The organism is Anaerostipes amylophilus, from assembly GCF_025567365.1.
Taxonomy (GTDB): Bacteria; Bacillota; Clostridia; order Lachnospirales; family Lachnospiraceae; genus Anaerostipes; species Anaerostipes amylophilus.
Map to the genome: position 1 here is coordinate 471,594 of NZ_JAOQJG010000001.1, position 20,119 is coordinate 491,712.

Below are 20,119 nucleotides of genomic sequence, written 5' to 3' on the forward strand. Positions count from 1 at the left end.
ATCCGTTAATCACTTAACCGATGGTTTATGTCTTTTTCAATCCAAAAATTCTATGATAGTTATATCAACTATAAAGGATGTCGCTATTGATGAAAGAAAGTGAAGAACGAAGCAGTAATATTGATGAACAGAAAGCCAGAATCCGGCAAAGATACAAAGGTATTGATCCAGAAGAACTGGAAGTAATTCCGGCACTTCCACCAGAGGATATTTTTAAAACAGAAAAAAAACTACGAGTAGCTGTATATGCAAGGGTATCTACGGATGATCCACGCCAAACATCCTCATATGAATTGCAGAAAAATCATTATCAGGATGTAGTAAATAAAAATCCGAATTGGATGCTTGTAGAAATATATGCCGACGAAGGCATTTCCGGCACTTCGCTTCAACATAGAGATGCATTCAAAAAAATGATTGAAGATTGTGAATCCGGAAAAATTGATTTAATCATAACAAAAAGTGTATCCCGATTTGCAAGAAACGTTGTTGACTGTATCCGATATGTACGAGAGCTTTCTTCACTCCGTCCACCCGTCGGTGTATTTTTTGAAACAGAGCATTTAAATACTCTTGATCCCAAAAGCGAAATGATTCTGTCATTCATGTCAACACTTGCGCAAGAAGAAAGTCATACCAAAAGTGAAATTATGAATTCTTCCATTGAAATGCGTTTTCGTCGGGGAATATTCCTTACACCTCCTCTGCTCGGATATGACCAAGACGAAAATGGAGATCTTGTAATCAATCCACATGAAGCTAAAATTGTGCAGCTTATTTTTTATATGTATCTGAATGGAAGCAGTACTCAACAAATTGCTGATTCTTTGACAGAACTCGGTTGTAAAACAAAAAAGAATAATGATGTCTGGTCATCCAGTACCATACTACAAATCCTTCAAAATGAACGCCATTGTGGGGATGTTCTGGCGAGAAAAACATGGACTCCAAATTATCTTGACCATAAATCAAGGAAAAACAATCAAGACCGTAATCAATACAGAAAAGTCGGACATCACGAAGCTATTATCTCCCGAGATGATTTCATAGCTGTTCAAAAATTAATTACAAATGCGAAATATGGAAATAAAGAGATTTTACCAGAATTACATGTGATACAAGAAGGCTCTCTAAGTGGATTTATAAGCATTAATCCAAGATGGTCTGGATTTAAAGCCAGAGACTACTTTGAAGCATCTCAAAGCGTCCTTAAACCGGCAAATATGAATGTACCTGATACAATTACTGCTTCCGCCGGTTCCTTCGATTTAAGAGACTATGAAGTTGCCAGAGGACAATTTTTCTCCTCTGTTGGTCGGATTTCTGTTTCTTTTTCATATAAACAGATCTCTTTTAACAAAGATGCTATACGGAAATTTCCAAACATAAAATTTGTCGAACTGCTAATACACCCAAGCTCAAAACTACTTGCTATCCGACCATGTTCCTCTGAAACAAAAAATAAAGTGCAGTGGTCACGTCTCAAAGATGGTCAACTTATTCCAAAACCAATTTCCGGCGCTGCATTTTTGCCAACATTATACGAGATATTTAAATGGGACAAAAAATGCAAATATAGAATATTAGGAGTTGCCCACCAAAAAGACAATGAAAATGTCCTTATTTTCAACATGGACGATACAGAAATACGAATACCGACAAATACCAACGACGTATCCGCCCTCAACAATAACACGTCTGATACAATATCTGATTCTAAGAGTGTGTTAGCTTATCCTGCCGACTGGATGAATAGCTTCGGTAATAATTACTATACTCAGTCTCAAGCGCCAGAATTAACAGAATTTACAGCGGACAAAAACTGGCAGACTGCTTCAGAAAGTAAACCTTATAAAGAACCCGAGCTACAAACCACTCCCAAAGAAACCATTATACAAAATATAAAGAATATTATTACAGAAATTAAAGGAGACACCCAATGAGCGAGCAACCTATAAATCAATGGAATATGACTACAGAACCTTCTGATATGATGAAAATCAACACACCTATGCCAATAACAGTCGCACCCAGCCCCTCAAATCAAATGGAAGTCATTGACGATGATTCTTTCAGCTATGACGGTTATCAAGTTGTACGTGGCGAATTCTTCGCTCATATTTACGAACCTTCGTTTACGTTTAATAACTACAAGGTATCTGTAAATACCGCCTGCATAAAAAAACTACCCGATGTCGAATATGTGCAAATATTAGTCAATCCCATTGAAAAAAAACTGGCTGTCCGTCCCTGTCGAGAAGAAGAAAAAGACTCTTTTCGTTGGTGTTCCTCTGGAAAAAAGCGTTCGCCAAAACAAATCACCTGTCGAATTTTCTTTGCTAAAGTGATATCTCTCATGGACTGGAATCCTAATTATCGGTACAAGATTCTCGGCAAACTAATTCGTTCTGGCAATGAAATACTGTTCATTTTCGATTTAACTTCACCTGAAATATTTCCTCGTACACTAAAAGACAATGGAACTGTAACCACTGCTAGGACACCTTCTTATCCTGAAGAATGGAAGAATCAGTTCGGTATTCCAGTGGAAGAACATCAAAAATCAATGCAAGTCAATATATTTGAAGGCTACGCAGTATTTGACATACAAGAAAAGAAGAAGGCAACTGATAAATCCATAGAAAAAGCAAAAGAACCATCAACAACAGAAAGTGAGGAAAAATCCTATGAACAACAAACACTCTTCCCATCCACTAATATGTATTGACTTTAAAAAGAATCGTATACGAATCCACCGCAATACACTCCGTCAAATTGGTAACCCAGAATATATTCAACTTCTTGTTAATCCTGATCAAAAAATGATAGGTATAAAGGCTAGTTGTGCAGAGGATAAATTGGCACATAAAGTTAAGGATTATTTTGTCATCAATGGTAACAGTTATGAATTGTACAGCCGAGAATTACTATATTCACTTTCCCAGCTTAACCTTTCTTGGGAGAAATTTAACATTTTTCGTTTAGAAGGCAATATTTACCCAGATAAGAAAATAGCTCTATTTTCCATGGATAACATCATCACAAAACTGCCACAACCAGAATTCAAATCAGAAATAATGGGAGATGAGTATGCGCAATTATAGTATATATACATTAAAAACAAAACTAGAATTCACCAATTTGTATCAATATCTCAGTGAAAAAGATTATAAACAACTTGAACAACAGATATTATGTCATTCCTATCACACCCCAATCTGCACATGGAATGGTATTGTCATTAATGGTATAGAAGCGTATGAATTATTTCGTAAACACAGTATTCCTTTCCGAATAAAAAGACTCCATTTTTCCAGTAAAGAAGATGTAATTTCATGGATATGTACTGACCAACTTAAACGAGAGGATTTAACCAATATCAATAAAAAATACCTGATTGGGAAAAAATATGATGCTGAAAAAATTTTAGTTTCAAGACAACTTTCATCTACGAATAAATCTCATATTTCCGGTGCAAGCATCGCAGCGAAAAAAATATCCGAAGAATGTAATGTAGCAATGGCTACCGTTTACAAATATTCTGCTTACAGTAGTGCACTAGATATAATTGATGAAAAAGTTCCCGATTTTGTCAAACGAGTTCGTTCTGGTCAGCTCTGGATTTCCCAAGCTAATATTATTGAGCTTTCAGGATTATCAAAAGAGCAGCTTTTAAGCCTAAATAACTACCTTCTTGCCGAAAAGATAGAACATCTCAGTTATCATGATATGAAAAGGGAATTACTATGGAATAATTACGCCAAACCGATGTTAAGGAAAGAATCTTCCGTTTCTATTCCTTCAATACGCAACCTGCCACAATTTGATCCAGATGCGGAAATTGCAAGTCTTACATTGACGATTCCCTCGTGGAACAGTTCTATCGAAAGAGTATTAAAAGTTTCAGATTTTAAAATTGCATCTGATACAGCAAAATATAAGCTTAAATATCAGCTTATGTGCCTAATATCAACAACAAATAATATTTTAAAAAAATTGGAGGAAATATAATTATGGATGGAAATACCGAAGATTTACAAAAGTTTGTTCCCCAAGTGCATTTTGAGCAAATACCTATTAAAAATTTATGTTCAAATCAAGATTATCAACGTAATCTTTCCATCAAACACGTTCAGCGTGCTGCAGCTAATTTTGACCTTTATCAGATAAACCCTGTAAAAGTAAGTAGACGTGATGGGATAAATTATGTGTTCAACGGACAACACACTATAGAGATTGTTGCTCTCGTCTCTGGATCAAGAGAAACTCCTGTCTGGTGTATGGTTTATGATGATCTTGTTTACACCCAAGAAGCAGATATTTTTGCAAATCAGATGAAATATGTCAAATCGTTATTACCTTATGAAATATTCATGGCTAATATTGAAGCTGGTAATGATAGAGAACTTATTATTCGTGACCTTGTTGAATCATATGATCTCACTATTACTTCTTCCTCTCGCCCCGGAGGTATATGTGCTGTATCCACTTTAATTAATATCTATGAAAAATATGGTTTTCACACTCTTGATCGTGTTTTACGCCTTTGTGTTGCCACATGGGAAGGTGCGCCTATGTCCTTTAGTTCCAATATGCTTAATGCTATTGCCCGTTTGGATAATGCTTATGGAGAAACAATGAAAGATGACACCTTTAAAGAAAAAGTTGGGCGTGTCTCTGTCAGAGAAATCAGTCGTACTGCCAGAGAACGTCGTGCCGGTTCATTAGGATTCGCAGAAGCTCTTTTACTAGAATACAATAAAAAATCCAAGTATTCACTTCCTTTTGAGAAATTATACACTCATAAAACACCCAAAAAAAGAGAACCATCAACTGAAGATGAATCCGGTCAAAGTTCCACTCCAGAAGGTCAGTTAGATTTATTTTCTACGGATCAAGAGAATACTCAGGCTCTGCCAAACGAATAGCGCAGAGCCTTCAGCCTTTATTCTATCCATACTTTCAAAAGAACACCATGCTTTAAGGCTCTCTTTCATGCAATCACTATGTTATCTTATCCCAAATTCATCATCCGCTCCATCCGCCACCTTATATATGAATACCCATTCCAAATATTTGCTTTTACCGGATACTCTTTCCTGTAAACAAATACAGTGTGATATTTAACAAAATGTGTTCTACACCAATTATGTATATCTTTCATATATATGTTATTTATACCATTCACCCACTGTTCTAAAGACCATATGTCTTTATCTGACACTAACTCCATTATGAACAGTACATTATAATATTGAATGACACCTACTCTCTTCCGTTCCTCTATTAACCTTTTACACAATAACCTATACTTAATGTTCATATCGTTCCTATGTCTCTCCCTCTAATCTATATTTTCCATCCTTATATACATTATATATATAATTATTATATAGTACATATAATAGCATTTAACATCGACAATGCTTCTTCTGCACGAACTTCTCCAACAATGATCCGATCAGGTCTTGAACGCAAAGCCGCTTTTATCAGCTCATTCATATCAACTTTATTCTCACCTGCTGCATTGGCATTTCTCATCTCAAGGCGTACCAGATTTTCAATACCATTGAGTTTTAATTCTGCAGAATCTTCAATGGTTATGATTCGTTCCCCTTTGGGTATACAGTTAGACATTCCATTTAATAATGTTGTCTTCCCACTTCCTGTCCCTCCCGATATAAAAATGTTGTATCTTGCCTTCACAAGTATTTTCAAAAATTGTGCAATTTCTTCTGAAAATGCTTCTCTCTCACATAGCCATTCAAGTGTCATCGGTTCTTTGGCAAACTTTCGGATTGTCATCGTGGCACCGTCAATAGAGATCGGTGGTAAAATAATATTTACCCTTGAACCATCTTCTAATCTCGCATCAACAATCGGATTTTTCTCATTTACCATACGATTTGCTCCTGATGCCACCTGCTGGATCACCTGATACAGCTTCTCTGCATCTGAAAAATGTCCCGGATACCGATGCAGTTTTCCATACTGCTCAATAAAAATATTTTCAGATCCATTAATCATAATCTCTGTAATCGTATCATCTTCCAAAAGATCCTGTAGAATATCAAGTTTGCGAAGTGCATAAAAAACTTCCTGCTTCAGACGGATCTTATCAGATAAAAGCATCGGATAATCTTTTGAAACTTTCACAATCTCCTGCTGTATCACTTCTTTCAAATAATCATCTGAAATTTCTTGCGAAAAATTAAGTCTTTCCATCACTCTTTGCTTCAGTAATTCTTTCAAGGCCACTGCTCCCTTCTCCACTTATTCTGCCAACTTTCAAGCATTGCTTCTTCCCAGCTCGTCTGTGTCCATATTCCATGTTTTCTCATTTGCTTTTTAAATCGTTGATATTCAAATGAATTCAGATCTTCTCTTATTAATGGAAGAAATATCCTGTCAAACAATCCAAAAAATCTCAGTTCTGGAGGTGATGCAATTCCAATATCAAAGATAATCTTTATCCCTGCTTGTCTTAATTTCTCAAAGAACCATTCATAATCCTGCATTGTTAATTCCCTGTAATCCAGATAACATGCAGCTCCCGCAAATCCCATACAGCCGCCAAGATCCTTCTGATGATTCAAGAAATATTCAATAATATCTTCCTTATGTTCTTTGATATAAAATAACAAAAGCTCTCCACTCTCATCTTCTTCAAAATGTCCATATGGCTGCATTCCAAAATAAATCCACCCATTCGTAGCTGACATCTCTCTCGCAAATGTTGATACTTCTGGTCTTGGAACAGGCGAATAAACACCAAAAATCTTTTCATCATCCAGTTGTGGACTAACATTTAAACAGTGATAGATCCCTGCCGCTATTTCTTTCCCGCTCTGACAGTACATTCCACCCATAGAATCATTAACTCCGATCCTGCACACTGGTGAGCTTCCATGATAATCTGTCTCTTCTGCCAAAACCAGACATTCAAAATCTCCTTCTTCTTCCTGTCTGAAAAAAGCATCTTCATCTGATATAAAAGATGCTGTCATTGGAAAATCCTTCTGGTGATTTAAATATTCCATCAATCGTTTCCCATACTGATAGTCTTTATGATAGATACCAATTGAAATATCTCTCATACCACACCTCCTGACAGATATATGATATACGCTGCCAAAATTCCAAATGAAAAATGTATGATTCCCCCTTGCATGGAATCTTGTTCACCTGTCTCATATACCAATAATCTTTTGTTCTTTATACATCGTGTTATATATTGAAATAATCGAATAAATCGTAGATGGAAGTTCTTCCTCTTCCACAAGAAACCTACGGCATAAATACCGTTACATATAAATGATAAAATTAGAAACTGGGGCATTCCCCACCCTATAGAAATTCCGCATACCATAAGCAGTTTCACGTCTCCACCGCCAAGGCATCCAATATAAAATAATAATCCACAGCTGGCAAATACGATCAACACACCTGCTGTAATATCCATCACCTTCATTCCGCAGATTCCAGCCAGAATCAAAGTAATACAAGCTCCTATTCCATTCAGCCAGTTCGGGATCTGAAAGTCTCTGTAATCATAAATTACTGCAAGGATTATAAATAATAGAATCCATATCTTCATGATTCCTCCTTTCTTTTGTTCCATTATTTTACATGCGTTCCAAGTATTTGTCTAGTAGTTTTTCTACTTTTTTACAAAAAATACAAAATTCTGTATTTTAAACATATAATTTCACCTACAAATAATCATTAAACGCTCCCCTAACGAAATAATAACACTGCTGTCGCATACAAAATAACAATTCCAGGAAGACCAAGCAATGCACCTGTTCCAATAGAAAGGAAATTTAAATTGACAGGAGCTGCAACTCCTTTTTTTGCACAAAAAATACAAATACCATATACGATCAACGAACAAAATGCTCCTCGAACCAAAAGCACCAACAAATATGCAGGTTTTTTCACAATTCCTATCATCAGACAAACCATGCATCCAGCTGCCATAATATAAAATAATATTTCATTTTGTCCCATAAAAAAAATCCCTCCCTACATAATCTTATGTTATGTAAAGAGGGATATTCTTTTAATTTAGTTTCCAAACAAATTTCCAATCCATTTAACAACAGATCTGAAAAATGCTGCAATCTTTTCTAAAATTCCACTATTATTTAATTTATCATATAAGTCTTTTGCCTGTTCTTTTAACTGTGAAACATTCAGGTCTAGATCAGAAATCTTATCCATCAGATTCTGAATTTTCTCTTTATCTGCATCAGAAAGACTGATATTTAAATCATTCGCAGATTCTTCAATTGCCTGCTTGATCTCTGATGGAGAAGAAAGATTATCTTCTGCTACTTTCTGTTTTACATCCGCGATCAATTTCTCTGCATCATCAGAACCAATATTCTCTGCAACTTCTCCTGTTGTGATCAGCTCATCTGTCGCTGCATCCTTGCTCTTTTCAGAAATCTTCTTTCCTGTCATTTCCTCATAAGCTTTCATAACACCAACTAGTGCTGCAGTTCCAGAAATCTTAAATGGTCCAGCTACTTTTACATCAGCATTCTTGATTCCTGCTGTGATCAAGGCGTTACGATACATTCCAGATGTACAATAAGAAATATTCTGTGTTGTAACATTCACACCATTTCCATCATCTTTCTGTTCCACAGTGACAGAGGACAATGCTCTTGTTCCGATCACACTCTTTGACAGATAGCTGTCTAAATATTCATGTTCATCTTTATTTGTTACTGTAATAACCTTATAATCACTATTGTCATCCAGATTCAGAAGTTCTAATACTTTCTTCTTCTGGGAAGCTGTCAAGTCAGCTCCAAGTGCCAGATATTTCTGATCCACACTATCTGCTTTGACTGTCACTGATGATAATGCCATCGCAATACAAAGTCCTGCTGCAAGAAACTTGCCAAAAATCTTTCTCATAATCATTCCTCCTTATTATCGTTACCACCCATATCGTGCGGTAATATTTCCTTTATTAATGTACCATAATTTTCTGTCAGATTTTGCTGTATATTACTTATTTTTTTCTTACGAAATAAATACAAAAGCAACAAAAAGATAACAAATCCTACAATACTTAAAATTGCGCCTTCCTTAAATCCTGGTGAAACATAGATTAAAGTGATTTTATGCTTTCCTTCCGGCACCTTTACCGTCAAAAATGCTTTTCCAAGTGCTTTCGTTTTTACTGCTTTTCCATCAATCTTTACATTCCATCCTTTATCATATGGAATGGAGAAAAATAACATCTTCTCTTCTTGTACATCAATTGTTCCACTTAACTGATTTCCTTTTGCATTCGTAAGTTTCCATACATTTTCTTGCATTTTCTGTGCAAGTTTTTCCATTGCTTCCTCATCAAGTTCCGCTGCGGTCAATCTCACCACTCCGGACATAACATCATCTTGTTTCAGTTGCATCTTAATGCGGATCACATCACCTTTCTGAACATTTCCAAGATAAATGATCTGGGAATCCAGCCTTCCTGTCAGTATCTGTTCCCCATTTTTCTCGATCACAGTATTCTCTACCTGACTGCCGTCGAAGTGAACATATAATTGTCTTGCTTTACTTGATTTTATTGTAAAAACCATGTTATCCGGCTGTGCTGATGTATTTTCAAAAACATATTCTCCATCGCCATTATCTGACGTTATCTTACAGTTATTTAATTTCGGTTTCTCTGTCTCGATCATATGGAATAATTCATCCACATCAAATGCACTCGTTGCCAGATCGTTTTGTACATAAAACGGATTATAATCCTGATAATCCCATGTTTTTACCATATCATCCATTGCATATGCTAACGCTGTTTTATCTGTATTCTTATATACAGTTACATTTCCGATACTTTCTTTTAATTTAAACTCTGTGCGTTTCGTGTCATATGGACGGAAGATCTGATATTTCATGGAGAACAGATCATTCGTAAATGGAGTGGCACCTTCATACAAATATTCATTAACACCTGTATAGAATCCTAGCTGATCCATCATATCAACGACATTCCCCTGTGCCGTTGAACCAAATAGTGTCATTCCATTTAAGGTATGCCAGATACTTTCATCAAGCATTCTGCCACTTATCAGTTCCATCCTTGTTTCAACATCTTTTTGATATTGTTTCTTAACTTCTGTAATAGATTTTGTATCCTGAAAATAATCATCGGTATCAACAGTTCCATTTTCCTGAAATCCCATGACTGCCATTGCTACAGTTTCTATCATAAATAAAAAACAGATCAATGTTGTAAAAATCTTTTTACGCAATACTTTTTTCTGATACAATCCAAAACAAACCATATATACAATGATCGCTGCCAATGTCGTATATACTGTTTTCATTTCTATTTTCACTGTTACCGTCTGAATTGCCATTTCAATCAATATTCCAAATAGAATGACTGACGTATAAATCCCCATAGAAATCTTTCTTTGTCCACGTGCCAGCACACAGTATCCTTCATACGCCATTGCAAGTAATGCAAAGATATACAAAAATGCATAACGATTGGGAATTCCATACTGATCATGGAATCCATGCCATATATATCCCAGAATCGGCATATTAAAACTGAAAAATAAAAATACTAGTAATAGTAGTCTTCGAATCTTATCAATCAGACAAATTTCCCTCACAGCCAGATAAAATCCTGCCATTAATAAAGTTAGAATTCCACAGTATAAATTAATCTTACTGTCATCTACTGCCATCGTAAGTGGTGTTGTTCCAAGAAAATGTCTTGAAAAGATATTTCCAAATGTTCCATACCACAATTGCTTTGGAAAATCCAGTTTTGCTGAAGATGTCTGCATAATTCCTAAGTATGCCGGCAATAGCACTACTGCTGCCATTGCCCCTGATAGCAGAGAATATCCTGCAAATCTTAATCCATTCAGAAAAAATTCTTTGATATTTTTATGTGGATAAAGCAAATACCATAAGATCAAAAACAAACAAGTCATATAAGACATATAAAAATTGCACCATAGAGAAATAAATAGTGTAATGCAATAAAATCTTCCATCATGTTCTTTGATCAATTTATCAACACCATACAAAATAAGTGGAAGCATCATCATAACTTCCATCCACATAATATTCCAGCTGTATCCTACCATATAACTGCATAATCCATATGCCATTCCAAATGCAACAATAGAAATCTCGTCTTTTCCACGACGTTTTCTAAAATAAAATGCCGCGGTAAAACAACAAAGTGCAATCTTTAATACATATAAATGGCTTAATACCATTGTAAGCATTGATTTAGGCACGAGTGCGATCACAAGATTTAATGGACTTGCAAGATAATATGCCCACAGTCCTAAAAAGTTATATCCTAATCCTGCATGAAATGAATAAAACATAGAATCCATATGCTTTAATTTTTCCTGATAGTCAGCAAAAAATGGAAGATATTGATGCAAAGCATCAACGATCAGAAATGATCCGCTTCCAAATGGCTGTATTTTCTCTGCAATCGCAATTCCTTCTAATATAAGAAGCGGCAGAAAAAACGAGAGTAACAAATACTTATGGTTTTTCAATGTGTCTTTGATTTTGTTTGTCATGTTCACTCCATTCTTTTACACGTCGGTTGATTTCCATGATCATATGATATCTTTTTTTGATCATAGATGTGATCGAACCATGGGTTAATTCAGTAACATTTCCCCCATGTCTTCGATAATAAATCAGAGGTTCTTCTATAAATACCACTTTCCCGAGCTGTTCTGCAAGCAATCCGATCCACTGATCATGAATCCAGATATTATCTGGAATTGGCAGAATCCTCTTTAATGCAGATCTTCTGACTGCCATACAACATCCAATATAGGAATTCTTTTTCATGTTCTTCCAAAAGCCCGCTTTGCTGTCTCTCCATTCAAATGTTGTTTCATTTAAAGATGAAAGTTTTTCATCTACAATCTGAGCATCGTGAACAACTGCCATCACTTTAGGGTCTTCAAATGCTTGCTGAATTTTTATCATTTTATTTTTTTTCCAGACATCATCCTGATCGGATAAGAAAATAATATCCCCTCGACAATGTCTAAATGCATTCTCAAAGTTTTTCACAACACCCTTCCCCGGTCCTTTGATTATGCGGATTCTTGGGTCATTTTGGGCCCAATTTTGTAGTATTGTTTCTGATCCATCGCTGGCATCATCCACTGAAATAATAAGTTCATCTGTATCTTCCATATTGGCAAGAATTGATCTTATTTGTTCATCTATATATTTTGCACCATTATAATAGGCCATTGCCACAGATTTCATACTAATTTCCTTCCTGAGTATTGATTTTCTTGAAATATTATATCATATCTTATATAATAATTCTAAGACAAAGGCGTTATTAAGAAGAAGAGGCGCTTTCCGGCCTCTTTTTATTTTATCTTTTGGGATGTGCCAACGCCCATTTCGATAAGATACCCTCTGTTTTAAACACATATCATTATGACTTATAAGGAGGAAACAAAATGTCATACGTAGATGAAGTGATCGAGCAGGTAGTTGCTCAGAACCCAGCAGAACCTGAATTCCATCAGGCTGTTAAAGAAGTTTTAGAATCATTAAGAGTCGTTGTTGAAGCGAACGAAGAAGCTTTCAGAAGAGATGCTCTTCTTGAACGTCTTGTAAACCCAGAACGCCAGTTCAAATTCCGTGTACCTTGGGTAGACGACAAAGGACAGGTTCATGTTAACACAGGTTACCGTGTACAGTTCAACAGTGCGATCGGACCTTACAAAGGTGGTTTAAGACTTCACCCATCTGTTAACCTTGGAATCATCAAATTCTTAGGATTTGAACAGATCTTCAAAAACTCTTTAACAGGACTTCCAATCGGTGGTGGTAAAGGTGGTTCTGACTTCGATCCTAAAGGAAAATCTGATCGTGAGATCATGGCATTCTGCCAGAGCTTCATGACAGAACTTTGCAAATACATCGGAGCAGATACTGACGTTCCTGCTGGTGATATCGGAACTGGTGCAAGAGAGATCGGTTATATGTTCGGTCAGTATAAGAGAATCCGTGGACTTTATGAAGGAGTTTTAACAGGTAAAGGTTTATCTTATGGTGGATCTTTAGCTCGTACAGAAGCTACAGGATACGGACTTCTTTACTTCACAGACGAAATGTTAAAATGTAATGGTAAATCTATCAAAGGTGCTACAATTGCTGTTTCTGGAGCTGGTAATGTTGCTATTTACGCAATCGAAAAAGCTCAGCAGTTAGGTGCTAAAGTTGTTACAGCTTCTGACTCTACAGGATGGATTTATGACAAAGATGGTATCGATGTTGAATTATTAAAAGAAGTAAAAGAAGTAAAACGTGCTCGTTTAACAGAATACGCTGCTGCTCGTCCAAGTGCTGAATATCACGAAGGAAGAGGAGTTTGGTCTATTCCTGTTGACATTGCTCTTCCATGTGCAACTCAGAACGAATTACACTTAGAAGATGCTAAACAGTTAGTAGCAAACGGATGTTACGCAGTTGCAGAGGGTGCTAACATGCCTACTACATTAGAAGCTACAGAATACTTACAGAAAAACGGAATCTTATTCGCACCTGGTAAAGCTTCTAACGCTGGTGGAGTTGCTACATCTGCTCTTGAAATGTCTCAGAACAGCGAAAGATTAAGCTGGACATTTGAAGAAGTTGATGGAAAATTACAGAACATCATGGTTAACATTTTCCACAACTTAGATGACGCTGCAAAACGTTACGGAATGGAAGGAAACTATGTAGCTGGTGCTAACATTGCAGGATTCGAGAAAGTCGTAGATGCAATGACAGCTCAGGGTATTGTTTAATCCTTAAAAAGAAAACTGGATATTCCCGTGGGACGGAATGTTCAATTAAAATAATGTCATGTGTATATAGAAAGCGGAGATCCTTTATGGATTCTCCGCTTTTTGGGTTTTTATATAGATTTATTTTTCAAATAATGGTGTTTTTCTGATCTCTACGATCAATGGAATTACCATAATAAACCATACAATTGGTTCTGCAATAATAACACCCGTATAATCAAGCCATGGAACCAACGTCGCTGCGATCACTACTTTTCCAACCATCTCTAATCCACTGGAGATCAATGGAGTAACACGGTCTCCCATTCCCTGCATGACATTCCTTAAGACACTGATCACACAGGTCACATAATAAAACAATGTGTCAAATTTCAGATAGTTTGTTGCATTTGTGATAACTGCTTCTTTATGAGTTCCTGTTACCATATAAACCAACTGCGGTCCAATGGTATAACTTGCGATCATTGCCAATGTTGACCATGCACATGTATAAATGATTGCTAATTTCATTCCTTCTTTGATCCTGTCAAACTTCCCAGCACCCATATTCTGTCCACAGAATGTTGCCATCGTCTGTCCAAATACCATAAACATAATCATATAGATTTCTGTGATCTTTCGTGCCGCTGTATGTGCCACGATAATATCCTGTCCAAGTTTGTTGATCGCAGTCTGTAATGTCAGTGATCCGATATTTACAAGAGAACTCATAAATCCCATGGACATTCCTGAACCTAACATTCCTTTGATCATATGCGGCTCCAGATTCTCAAAATCTTCTTTCTTAAGGCATAACAATTCATACTTATGAATCATATAAAAACAACAAATGATCAATGCAATAAATTGTGCAAGTACTGTCGCTGCCGCCGCACCCCATGTTCCTGTTTTCCATACTGCTACAAATAAAATATCTCCTGCGATATTCAATCCAACAGAGATCGCAAGGATTAGTAATGGTGTGATCGTATCTCCAATTGCCCGCATAACTGCCATCAGGATATCATAAAACATTGTGACCCACAGACCGACAATTATGATAATGATATATTGTTTGGATGCTGCATACAGCTTTTGCGGAACATTTAAAAAATTCAAAATCGGATTAATAAAAATCGTTCCTGCAAGGATCATAACAATAGAAATAACTGCACCTAATATGATTGCGATTGCAAATGATTTCCTGACTCTCTTTGTATCCCCGGCACCGAATTTCTGTGCTGTGATGATTGCAAATCCATTGGCCAATCCTAATAAAAATCCTACAATAAGATTACTGATCGTTGTTGTGGCTCCAACTGCAGCAAGTGCCTGTTCTCCAAGAAAAGTACCTACAATTCTTGTATCTGCAAGACTGTATGTAAGCTGTAATAAGTTTCCTAAGAATACTGGAATCGCAAAACCTAAGATCAGTGTTGAAATTTTTCCTTTTGTGAGGTCCTTCATTACTGCTCCTCTGCTTTCTGTAATCTTCCATCCTCATCAATTATGACTTTGGTTCCTTCGTCGACGTTTCTGTCATATAATAATTTATCTTCCATATATATGATCATTTCTTCTTTTGTTGTTTCTTGTTTTAAAAATACTTTATCTTTAATTTCCTGACCCTCTGGGCGACCTTCACAGCCAAAGTCTGGTTCTTCGATCCTTGTTACATAGTATGTATTCATATGTTTTTCCTTTCTTCATTATGTTCAAATATTTCGTAAAATAAAAATCATCCATAATACGATTCATATTACCGTATTACAGACGATTTTTATTTTAGCATAAATACTGTTGTTCGGACAGTCTTTTTCTTTTATTTATATTCTATTATACTATCCCAATCTGACACATCTTCATAGCTTCCAAAGCATTCCTATGACTCTCAGGAGTCACTCCTGCACAGCATGAAGCATCTACACTTACCTTCACTTCCGGCAGTGCTGCCTTAATGAGCATTGCATTAGATATCACACAAATATCCGTACATAATCCGATCAGTTCGATCTCCACTTCCTGACCTTCATAAGCTTCTTTCAACATCTGTGCCAGTTCCATAGAACCAAACGTATTCTTCCTACAGAAATTGTGAACTTCCGCTTTTGTCTCTGCGATTGCCTGCATAACTTCGCTGTTTAATGCCCATCCATCTTCTCCGCAAATGCAATGTTTCACTGGAAGATTCTTTCCTTCCTGTGTGGAAAGATAATCTTCCTCATGTGTATCAAGTGTTCCATAGATATCACCTTCAAAATTACGGATCTTTTCCGCAACAGATATTACAATTCCCTGTGCTTCTTTGGTTCCAAGGCTTCCATCAATGAAGTCATTCTGCATATCAACGACAATTAGTATATTTCTCATGAAAGTTTAGCTCCTACCAGCTGGTTTACAAGTTTACCATCAGCTTTTCCCTTTACTCTTGGCATCAGGTTCTTCATCACTTTTCCTTTGTCTTTCATTGTTGGAGCATCAATTCCAAGTTCAGCTAAAACTGCATTGATCTCCGCTTCGATCTGTTCTTCACTCATCTGCTCTGGTGCAAACTCTTCTAAGACTGCTAATCTTGCTTTGCATTCATCAATGATATCTGTACGATCTGCAGGACAAGTATCCATTGTCTCTTTTGTCTGTTTGATCTCTTTTGCGATAATTGTATTTTCCTCTGCTTCTGTCAGATCTTCTCTTTTATCGATCTGTGCGTTTTTTAATGCACTTAATAACATAGACAGACTTTCTTTTCTCTCTTTGTCCTTATTCTTCATCGCTGTCATCATTTCTTTGCGAATTACATCAATCATACTCATAGTTTCTTATCCTCCTGTATAAATGTTCTCTTGACATCTATTGTAGCACAAAATACAACCTTCGTTTCACTAATTTTTCAACATGTATGAATTATATTTCCCAATAACGCTGACTTCCTTCTAATTCTCTCTGATAAGACAATACCAGATAATTATTTTTATACTTTCTGATCTCCAGAATATCCGGTTTTGTAATCTCTGGGAAATCTGCCTCAGAAAATATATGAATATATCTTTTCTCACGAGGTCTGTCATCTTCTATTACTTGTCCCGCATCAATATAAGCACTTTCAATATCCAAACGCTTTCCCTGTCTTGCAGTGATCTTTGTCTGTTCATATACTTCAATATCTTTCGTCATAAACAAAAATAATTTGATCGGATGCACCTGAATACTTGTCTCTGAAATGATCTCCAGATCACACGGAATATGATGCTTTATAATGTAATTTCTCAGAATGCAGAGAGTTTTAAATTCATTCATATTCGTTGCCCTCAAAATTCCTATACCACCAAGCTCTGACATATCTGCAATACTTTTTTCTTCAATAATCATCACCGCATTCCCAGCTTCTTTCCGAAAATGGGCTTCGACCGCATGTTCCAAGGTTGCACCTACATATAAAATATCTGCCTTTTTATCTCGTTTTAAAATCGGATAAACTGGAAAATCAATCTGTTCCTGCCAAATAGAATGCATATACTACTACCTCCTAAAAATTGCTCTCGTAATAGTATATGCAAAATTTATCTTAATATTGACATTTTCCTACAGTTCTTGGATATGGAATGACATCTCTGATATTAGCGATTCCTGTTGCATACATAACCATACGCTCAAATCCAAGTCCGAATCCAGCATGTCTTGTAGAACCATATTTGCGAAGATCTAAATAGAAGTCATAATCTTCTGGTTTCATTCCTAACTCTGCAATTCTCTCTTCAAGTTTCACAAGATCATCTTCTCTCTGGCTTCCACCAATGATCTCTCCAATACCTGGTACTAAAAGATCCATTGCTGCAACAGTCTTATTGTCTTCATTCATCTTCATATAAAATGCTTTGATCTCTTTTGGATAGTCTGTGACAAACACTGGTCTCTTAAAAATCTTCTCTGTCAGATAACGTTCATGTTCTGTCTGAAGATCGATTCCCCAAGATACTTTGTATTCAAATTCATCATTATGTTCTTCTAATAATTTAACTGCTTCTGTATAAGTAACTCTTCCAAAATCAGAAGATACCACATGATTCAAGCGTTCTAATAAGCCTTTATCTACAAATTTATTGAAGAACTGTAATTCTTCCTGTGCATTTTCCATTACATAATTGATGATATATTTGATCATCTGTTCTGCAAGGATCATATCATCTTCAAGATCTGCAAATGCAATCTCCGGCTCGATCATCCAGAATTCTGCTGCATGTCTTGTTGTATTAGAATCTTCTGCTCTGAAGGTTGGTCCAAAAGTATAAATATTACGGAATGCCTGTGCAAATGTCTCTCCTGCAAGCTGTCCGCTGACTGTTAGGCTGACTGGTTTCTTGAAGAAATCCTGTTCATAATCAACTTTTCCTTCTTCTGCAATCTTGTTAAGATCCATCGTTGTTACCTGGAACATCTCTCCAGCACCTTCACAGTCCTGTCCTGTGATCAATGGTGTATGCACGTATACAAAATCACGTTCCTGAAAGAATTTATGGATCGCATATGCAATCTGAGAACGAACTCTGAATACTGCCTGAAATGTATTCGTTCTTGGTCTTAAATGAGAAATTGATCTTAAATACTCTAAGGTGTGACGTTTCTTTTGTAGTGGATAATCAGATGGACATTCTCCCTCGACTTCTACACTTTTAGCATGGATCTCAAATGGCTGTTTCGCATCTGGTGTGACGATCACTGTTCCATTTACGATCACGGCTGTTCCAACATTTAATTTACTGATCACATCAAAGTTGTCCATCTCCTGATCATATACGACCTGAATCGGTTCAAAAAAAGTACCATCATTAATAACCAAAAATCCAAACTTCTTTGATCCACGGTTGCTTTTTACCCATCCGCAGATTTCTACTTCCTTCTGATCATATTCTTTGTGATTTCGAAATAATGTTCTTCCTGTCATCATTTCCATGTTATCTTTGTCCTCCGTTTTATCTTAAAATTCAAATAAATTCAACCCAATCTCTTCATCAAACTTGCGGTCTACCACTCCATCGATTTCTGTTAATACAAGTTCCCCAGTTCCACTGATCACTGCTTCTGTTAAGTGTCCTCCATAGACATTGCCTGCCTCATCAGCAACACTGATATGGAAGTGTGTATAGGTTTTCCCATTCATTGTATTGATATTTCCACCGATAGAAACGATCTCAAGATCACCTTCCCATGTGTGACCTTTGAATACTTTCTCCTTTGTGTCAAAAACACCAGCTGTTACTTTGCCTGCTGCCCCGATTCCTGTTAAGTAGGCAAGTTTGATATTTTCTTTTTGGGCGACCTCTTTTAATTTTGCACAGATTTCTTCGCCTTTGTCAATTCTTATTACGTATTGATTGTTGAATTTTTTGTATTCCATGATCATCGACTCCTTTTTGATTTTATAATCCTGCATATATCTTAACGCACGTGCTATTTCTTTTCTAGGTGTTTTCATTGATTTTATTAAAAAAATGGATGTCTTCTTGTCTAAGAAAACATCCATCTCTTCAATCTTTATTCTACTTTCATTTACCTGACCCCTACCATGGAATAATCACAAATAAACCACCCGCAAGCAATGCTCCAATAATTGGACCTACAACTGGAATCCATGCATATCCAAAGTTAGAATCCCCTTTCCCTGGGATTGGAAGAACTGCATGTGCAAGTCTTGGGCCTAAATCTCTGGCTGGATTAATCGCATATCCAGTTAATCCACCAAGTGACATACCAATGGAAACGATGATTGCAAATACGAAGAAATAGTTAAGTCCCATAGAACCTGCATTTTCCACATTTCCGATTCCAAGAATCGCAAAAACTAAAACAAAGGTTCCAATGATCTCACTTAACAGGTTTAATCCTGTGTTTGCAATAGAAGGTCCTGTACAAAATACTCCTAATTTTGTTCCCTGATCTTTGGTTACCTCAAACTGCCCTGCAAATAAGACATACACAAGGACTGCTCCTACAAATGCTCCTGCAAACTGAGCGATCACATATCCTGGCACCATAGACCAAGAGAAATTACCAATCGCCGCAAGTGCGATCGTAAGTGCCGGGTTAAAATGAGCTCCTGATGAAGATCCAAAAATAAATGCTGGTACAAGTACCGCAAGTCCCCATGCAAATGTAATCTGCACAGCCCCTGCACCTTTCATTCCTGATCTTTCAAGGTTTACATTTGCTACAACTCCATCTCCAAGCAAGATTAAAAGCATTGTTCCGATAAATTCTGCAATATAAGGTAACATAGTTTTTCCCTCTTTTCTCTTAATTTTTTAGTTTTG

General features: G+C 36.4%; 21 protein-coding genes. 6 read left to right on the forward strand and 15 right to left on the reverse strand.

Annotated elements, in window-relative coordinates:
- Positions 1–89: 89 nt before the first annotated feature.
- Genes OCV53_RS02330 through OCV53_RS02350 form a run of 5 tightly spaced genes read left to right on the forward strand, consistent with a single transcriptional unit; the run spans position 90 to position 4,928 of the window.
- Positions 90–1,943, forward strand: coding sequence for a recombinase family protein (locus OCV53_RS02330; RefSeq protein WP_055196440.1), 1,854 nt, complete (start codon positions 90–92; stop codon positions 1,941–1,943).
- A complete protein-coding gene (locus tag OCV53_RS02335) occupies positions 1,940–2,728 on the forward strand; it encodes a hypothetical protein (protein ID WP_055177523.1) in 789 nt (262 codons plus the stop codon). Before OCV53_RS02330 ends, OCV53_RS02335 begins: the two co-directional genes overlap by 4 nt.
- Positions 2,688–3,104, forward strand: a complete 417-nt coding sequence (locus OCV53_RS02340; protein WP_055196441.1) for a hypothetical protein — start codon at positions 2,688–2,690, stop codon at positions 3,102–3,104. Before OCV53_RS02335 ends, OCV53_RS02340 begins: the two co-directional genes overlap by 41 nt.
- Positions 3,091–4,011: a hypothetical protein gene (locus OCV53_RS02345; protein ID WP_055196442.1), complete on the forward strand. Its 921-nt coding sequence runs from the start codon at positions 3,091–3,093 to the stop codon at positions 4,009–4,011. Before OCV53_RS02340 ends, OCV53_RS02345 begins: the two co-directional genes overlap by 14 nt.
- 2 nt (positions 4,012–4,013) lie before the next feature.
- On the forward strand, positions 4,014–4,928 hold the full coding sequence (locus OCV53_RS02350) for a DUF6551 family protein (protein WP_055155695.1): 915 nt from the start codon (positions 4,014–4,016) through the stop codon (positions 4,926–4,928).
- A gap of 460 nt (positions 4,929–5,388) precedes the next feature.
- Here OCV53_RS02350 and OCV53_RS02355 read toward each other — a convergent pair whose 3' ends face one another.
- The 7 genes from OCV53_RS02355 to OCV53_RS02385 form a co-directional block, all read right to left on the reverse strand.
- Positions 5,389–6,252, reverse strand: a complete 864-nt coding sequence (locus tag OCV53_RS02355; RefSeq protein ID WP_242852087.1) for a CpaF family protein — start codon at positions 6,250–6,252, stop codon at positions 5,389–5,391.
- Positions 6,249–7,097, reverse strand: coding sequence for a hypothetical protein (locus OCV53_RS02360; protein WP_022374350.1), 849 nt, complete (start codon positions 7,095–7,097; stop codon positions 6,249–6,251). Before OCV53_RS02360 ends, OCV53_RS02355 begins: the two co-directional genes overlap by 4 nt.
- Positions 7,094–7,597, reverse strand: a complete 504-nt coding sequence (locus tag OCV53_RS02365; RefSeq protein WP_022374349.1) for an A24 family peptidase — start codon at positions 7,595–7,597, stop codon at positions 7,094–7,096. Before OCV53_RS02365 ends, OCV53_RS02360 begins: the two co-directional genes overlap by 4 nt.
- 140 nt (positions 7,598–7,737) lie before the next feature.
- Entirely contained in the window at positions 7,738–8,010 is a 273-nt protein-coding gene (locus OCV53_RS02370) for a hypothetical protein (RefSeq protein WP_022374348.1), read from the reverse strand.
- A gap of 57 nt (positions 8,011–8,067) precedes the next feature.
- Positions 8,068–8,928 carry a DUF1002 domain-containing protein gene (locus tag OCV53_RS02375; protein WP_022374347.1) on the reverse strand — a complete coding sequence of 287 codons (861 nt, stop codon included), beginning with the start codon at positions 8,926–8,928 and terminating at the stop codon, positions 8,068–8,070.
- 2 nt (positions 8,929–8,930) lie between these two features.
- On the reverse strand, positions 8,931–11,585 hold the full coding sequence (locus tag OCV53_RS02380; RefSeq protein ID WP_081019892.1) for a YfhO family protein: 2,655 nt from the start codon (positions 11,583–11,585) through the stop codon (positions 8,931–8,933).
- A complete protein-coding gene (locus OCV53_RS02385) occupies positions 11,548–12,294 on the reverse strand; it encodes a glycosyltransferase family 2 protein (RefSeq protein WP_022374345.1) in 747 nt (248 codons plus the stop codon). Before OCV53_RS02385 ends, OCV53_RS02380 begins: the two co-directional genes overlap by 38 nt.
- A gap of 203 nt (positions 12,295–12,497) precedes the next feature.
- On the opposite strand from OCV53_RS02385, the gene gdhA reads away from it, so the two are divergent.
- Positions 12,498–13,832, forward strand: a complete 1,335-nt coding sequence (gene gdhA / locus OCV53_RS02390; RefSeq protein WP_022091655.1) for an NADP-specific glutamate dehydrogenase — start codon at positions 12,498–12,500, stop codon at positions 13,830–13,832.
- Between the two features lie 120 nt (positions 13,833–13,952).
- Here gdhA and OCV53_RS02395 read toward each other — a convergent pair whose 3' ends face one another.
- The 8 genes from OCV53_RS02395 to OCV53_RS02430 form a co-directional block, all read right to left on the reverse strand.
- Positions 13,953–15,278, reverse strand: a complete 1,326-nt coding sequence (locus tag OCV53_RS02395; protein WP_055196444.1) for an MATE family efflux transporter — start codon at positions 15,276–15,278, stop codon at positions 13,953–13,955.
- Positions 15,278–15,502: a hypothetical protein gene (locus tag OCV53_RS02400; RefSeq protein WP_022374122.1), complete on the reverse strand. Its 225-nt coding sequence runs from the start codon at positions 15,500–15,502 to the stop codon at positions 15,278–15,280. Before OCV53_RS02400 ends, OCV53_RS02395 begins: the two co-directional genes overlap by 1 nt.
- A 145-nt stretch (positions 15,503–15,647) precedes the next feature.
- Positions 15,648–16,181, reverse strand: coding sequence for a cysteine hydrolase family protein (locus tag OCV53_RS02405; RefSeq protein WP_022374121.1), 534 nt, complete (start codon positions 16,179–16,181; stop codon positions 15,648–15,650).
- Positions 16,178–16,624 carry a GatB/YqeY domain-containing protein gene (locus OCV53_RS02410; protein WP_008393170.1) on the reverse strand — a complete coding sequence of 149 codons (447 nt, stop codon included), beginning with the start codon at positions 16,622–16,624 and terminating at the stop codon, positions 16,178–16,180. The genes OCV53_RS02405 and OCV53_RS02410 overlap by 4 nt, the downstream gene beginning before the upstream one ends.
- Before the next feature lie 91 nt (positions 16,625–16,715).
- Positions 16,716–17,324, reverse strand: a complete 609-nt coding sequence (locus OCV53_RS02415; protein WP_022374120.1) for a hypothetical protein — start codon at positions 17,322–17,324, stop codon at positions 16,716–16,718.
- A 52-nt stretch (positions 17,325–17,376) separates the two neighbouring features.
- Complete coding sequence (asnS, locus tag OCV53_RS02420) at positions 17,377–18,762, reverse strand: asparagine--tRNA ligase (RefSeq protein ID WP_055196445.1); 1,386 nt, start codon at positions 18,760–18,762, stop codon at positions 17,377–17,379.
- A gap of 24 nt (positions 18,763–18,786) precedes the next feature.
- Positions 18,787–19,206 carry a PPC domain-containing DNA-binding protein gene (locus tag OCV53_RS02425; RefSeq protein WP_055196473.1) on the reverse strand — a complete coding sequence of 140 codons (420 nt, stop codon included), beginning with the start codon at positions 19,204–19,206 and terminating at the stop codon, positions 18,787–18,789.
- A gap of 163 nt (positions 19,207–19,369) precedes the next feature.
- Positions 19,370–20,083 (reverse strand): MIP/aquaporin family protein, encoded by a 714-nt coding sequence (locus OCV53_RS02430; RefSeq protein ID WP_008393174.1) that lies wholly within the window; start codon positions 20,081–20,083, stop codon positions 19,370–19,372.
- Positions 20,084–20,119: the final 36 nt, after the last annotated feature.

Excerpts from the sequence above, each read along its gene's own strand:
- OCV53_RS02400 (WP_022374122.1), bottom strand. The coding sequence starts at position 15,502 with ATGAATACATACTATGTAACAAGGATCGAAGAACCAGACTTTGGCTGT.
- OCV53_RS02335 (WP_055177523.1), top strand. The coding sequence starts at position 1,940 with ATGAGCGAGCAACCTATAAATCAATGGAATATGACTACAGAACCTTCT.
- OCV53_RS02380 (WP_081019892.1), bottom strand. The coding sequence starts at position 11,585 with ATGACAAACAAAATCAAAGACACATTGAAAAACCATAAGTATTTGTTA.
- OCV53_RS02340 (WP_055196441.1), top strand. The coding sequence starts at position 2,688 with ATGAACAACAAACACTCTTCCCATCCACTAATATGTATTGACTTTAAA.
- OCV53_RS02365 (WP_022374349.1), bottom strand. The coding sequence starts at position 7,597 with ATGAAGATATGGATTCTATTATTTATAATCCTTGCAGTAATTTATGAT.
- OCV53_RS02370 (WP_022374348.1), bottom strand. The coding sequence starts at position 8,010 with ATGGGACAAAATGAAATATTATTTTATATTATGGCAGCTGGATGCATG.
- asnS (WP_055196445.1), bottom strand. The coding sequence starts at position 18,762 with ATGGAAATGATGACAGGAAGAACATTATTTCGAAATCACAAAGAATAT.
- OCV53_RS02330 (WP_055196440.1), top strand. The coding sequence starts at position 90 with ATGAAAGAAAGTGAAGAACGAAGCAGTAATATTGATGAACAGAAAGCC.
- OCV53_RS02360 (WP_022374350.1), bottom strand. The coding sequence starts at position 7,097 with ATGAGAGATATTTCAATTGGTATCTATCATAAAGACTATCAGTATGGG.
- OCV53_RS02345 (WP_055196442.1), top strand. The coding sequence starts at position 3,091 with ATGCGCAATTATAGTATATATACATTAAAAACAAAACTAGAATTCACC.
- OCV53_RS02410 (WP_008393170.1), bottom strand. The coding sequence starts at position 16,624 with ATGAGTATGATTGATGTAATTCGCAAAGAAATGATGACAGCGATGAAG.
- gdhA (WP_022091655.1), top strand. The coding sequence starts at position 12,498 with ATGTCATACGTAGATGAAGTGATCGAGCAGGTAGTTGCTCAGAACCCA.
- OCV53_RS02415 (WP_022374120.1), bottom strand. The coding sequence starts at position 17,324 with ATGCATTCTATTTGGCAGGAACAGATTGATTTTCCAGTTTATCCGATT.
- OCV53_RS02375 (WP_022374347.1), bottom strand. The coding sequence starts at position 8,928 with ATGAGAAAGATTTTTGGCAAGTTTCTTGCAGCAGGACTTTGTATTGCG.
- OCV53_RS02385 (WP_022374345.1), bottom strand. The coding sequence starts at position 12,294 with ATGAAATCTGTGGCAATGGCCTATTATAATGGTGCAAAATATATAGAT.
- OCV53_RS02395 (WP_055196444.1), bottom strand. The coding sequence starts at position 15,278 with ATGAAGGACCTCACAAAAGGAAAAATTTCAACACTGATCTTAGGTTTT.
- OCV53_RS02350 (WP_055155695.1), top strand. The coding sequence starts at position 4,014 with ATGGATGGAAATACCGAAGATTTACAAAAGTTTGTTCCCCAAGTGCAT.
- OCV53_RS02430 (WP_008393174.1), bottom strand. The coding sequence starts at position 20,083 with ATGTTACCTTATATTGCAGAATTTATCGGAACAATGCTTTTAATCTTG.
- OCV53_RS02425 (WP_055196473.1), bottom strand. The coding sequence starts at position 19,206 with ATGGAATACAAAAAATTCAACAATCAATACGTAATAAGAATTGACAAA.
- OCV53_RS02405 (WP_022374121.1), bottom strand. The coding sequence starts at position 16,181 with ATGAGAAATATACTAATTGTCGTTGATATGCAGAATGACTTCATTGAT.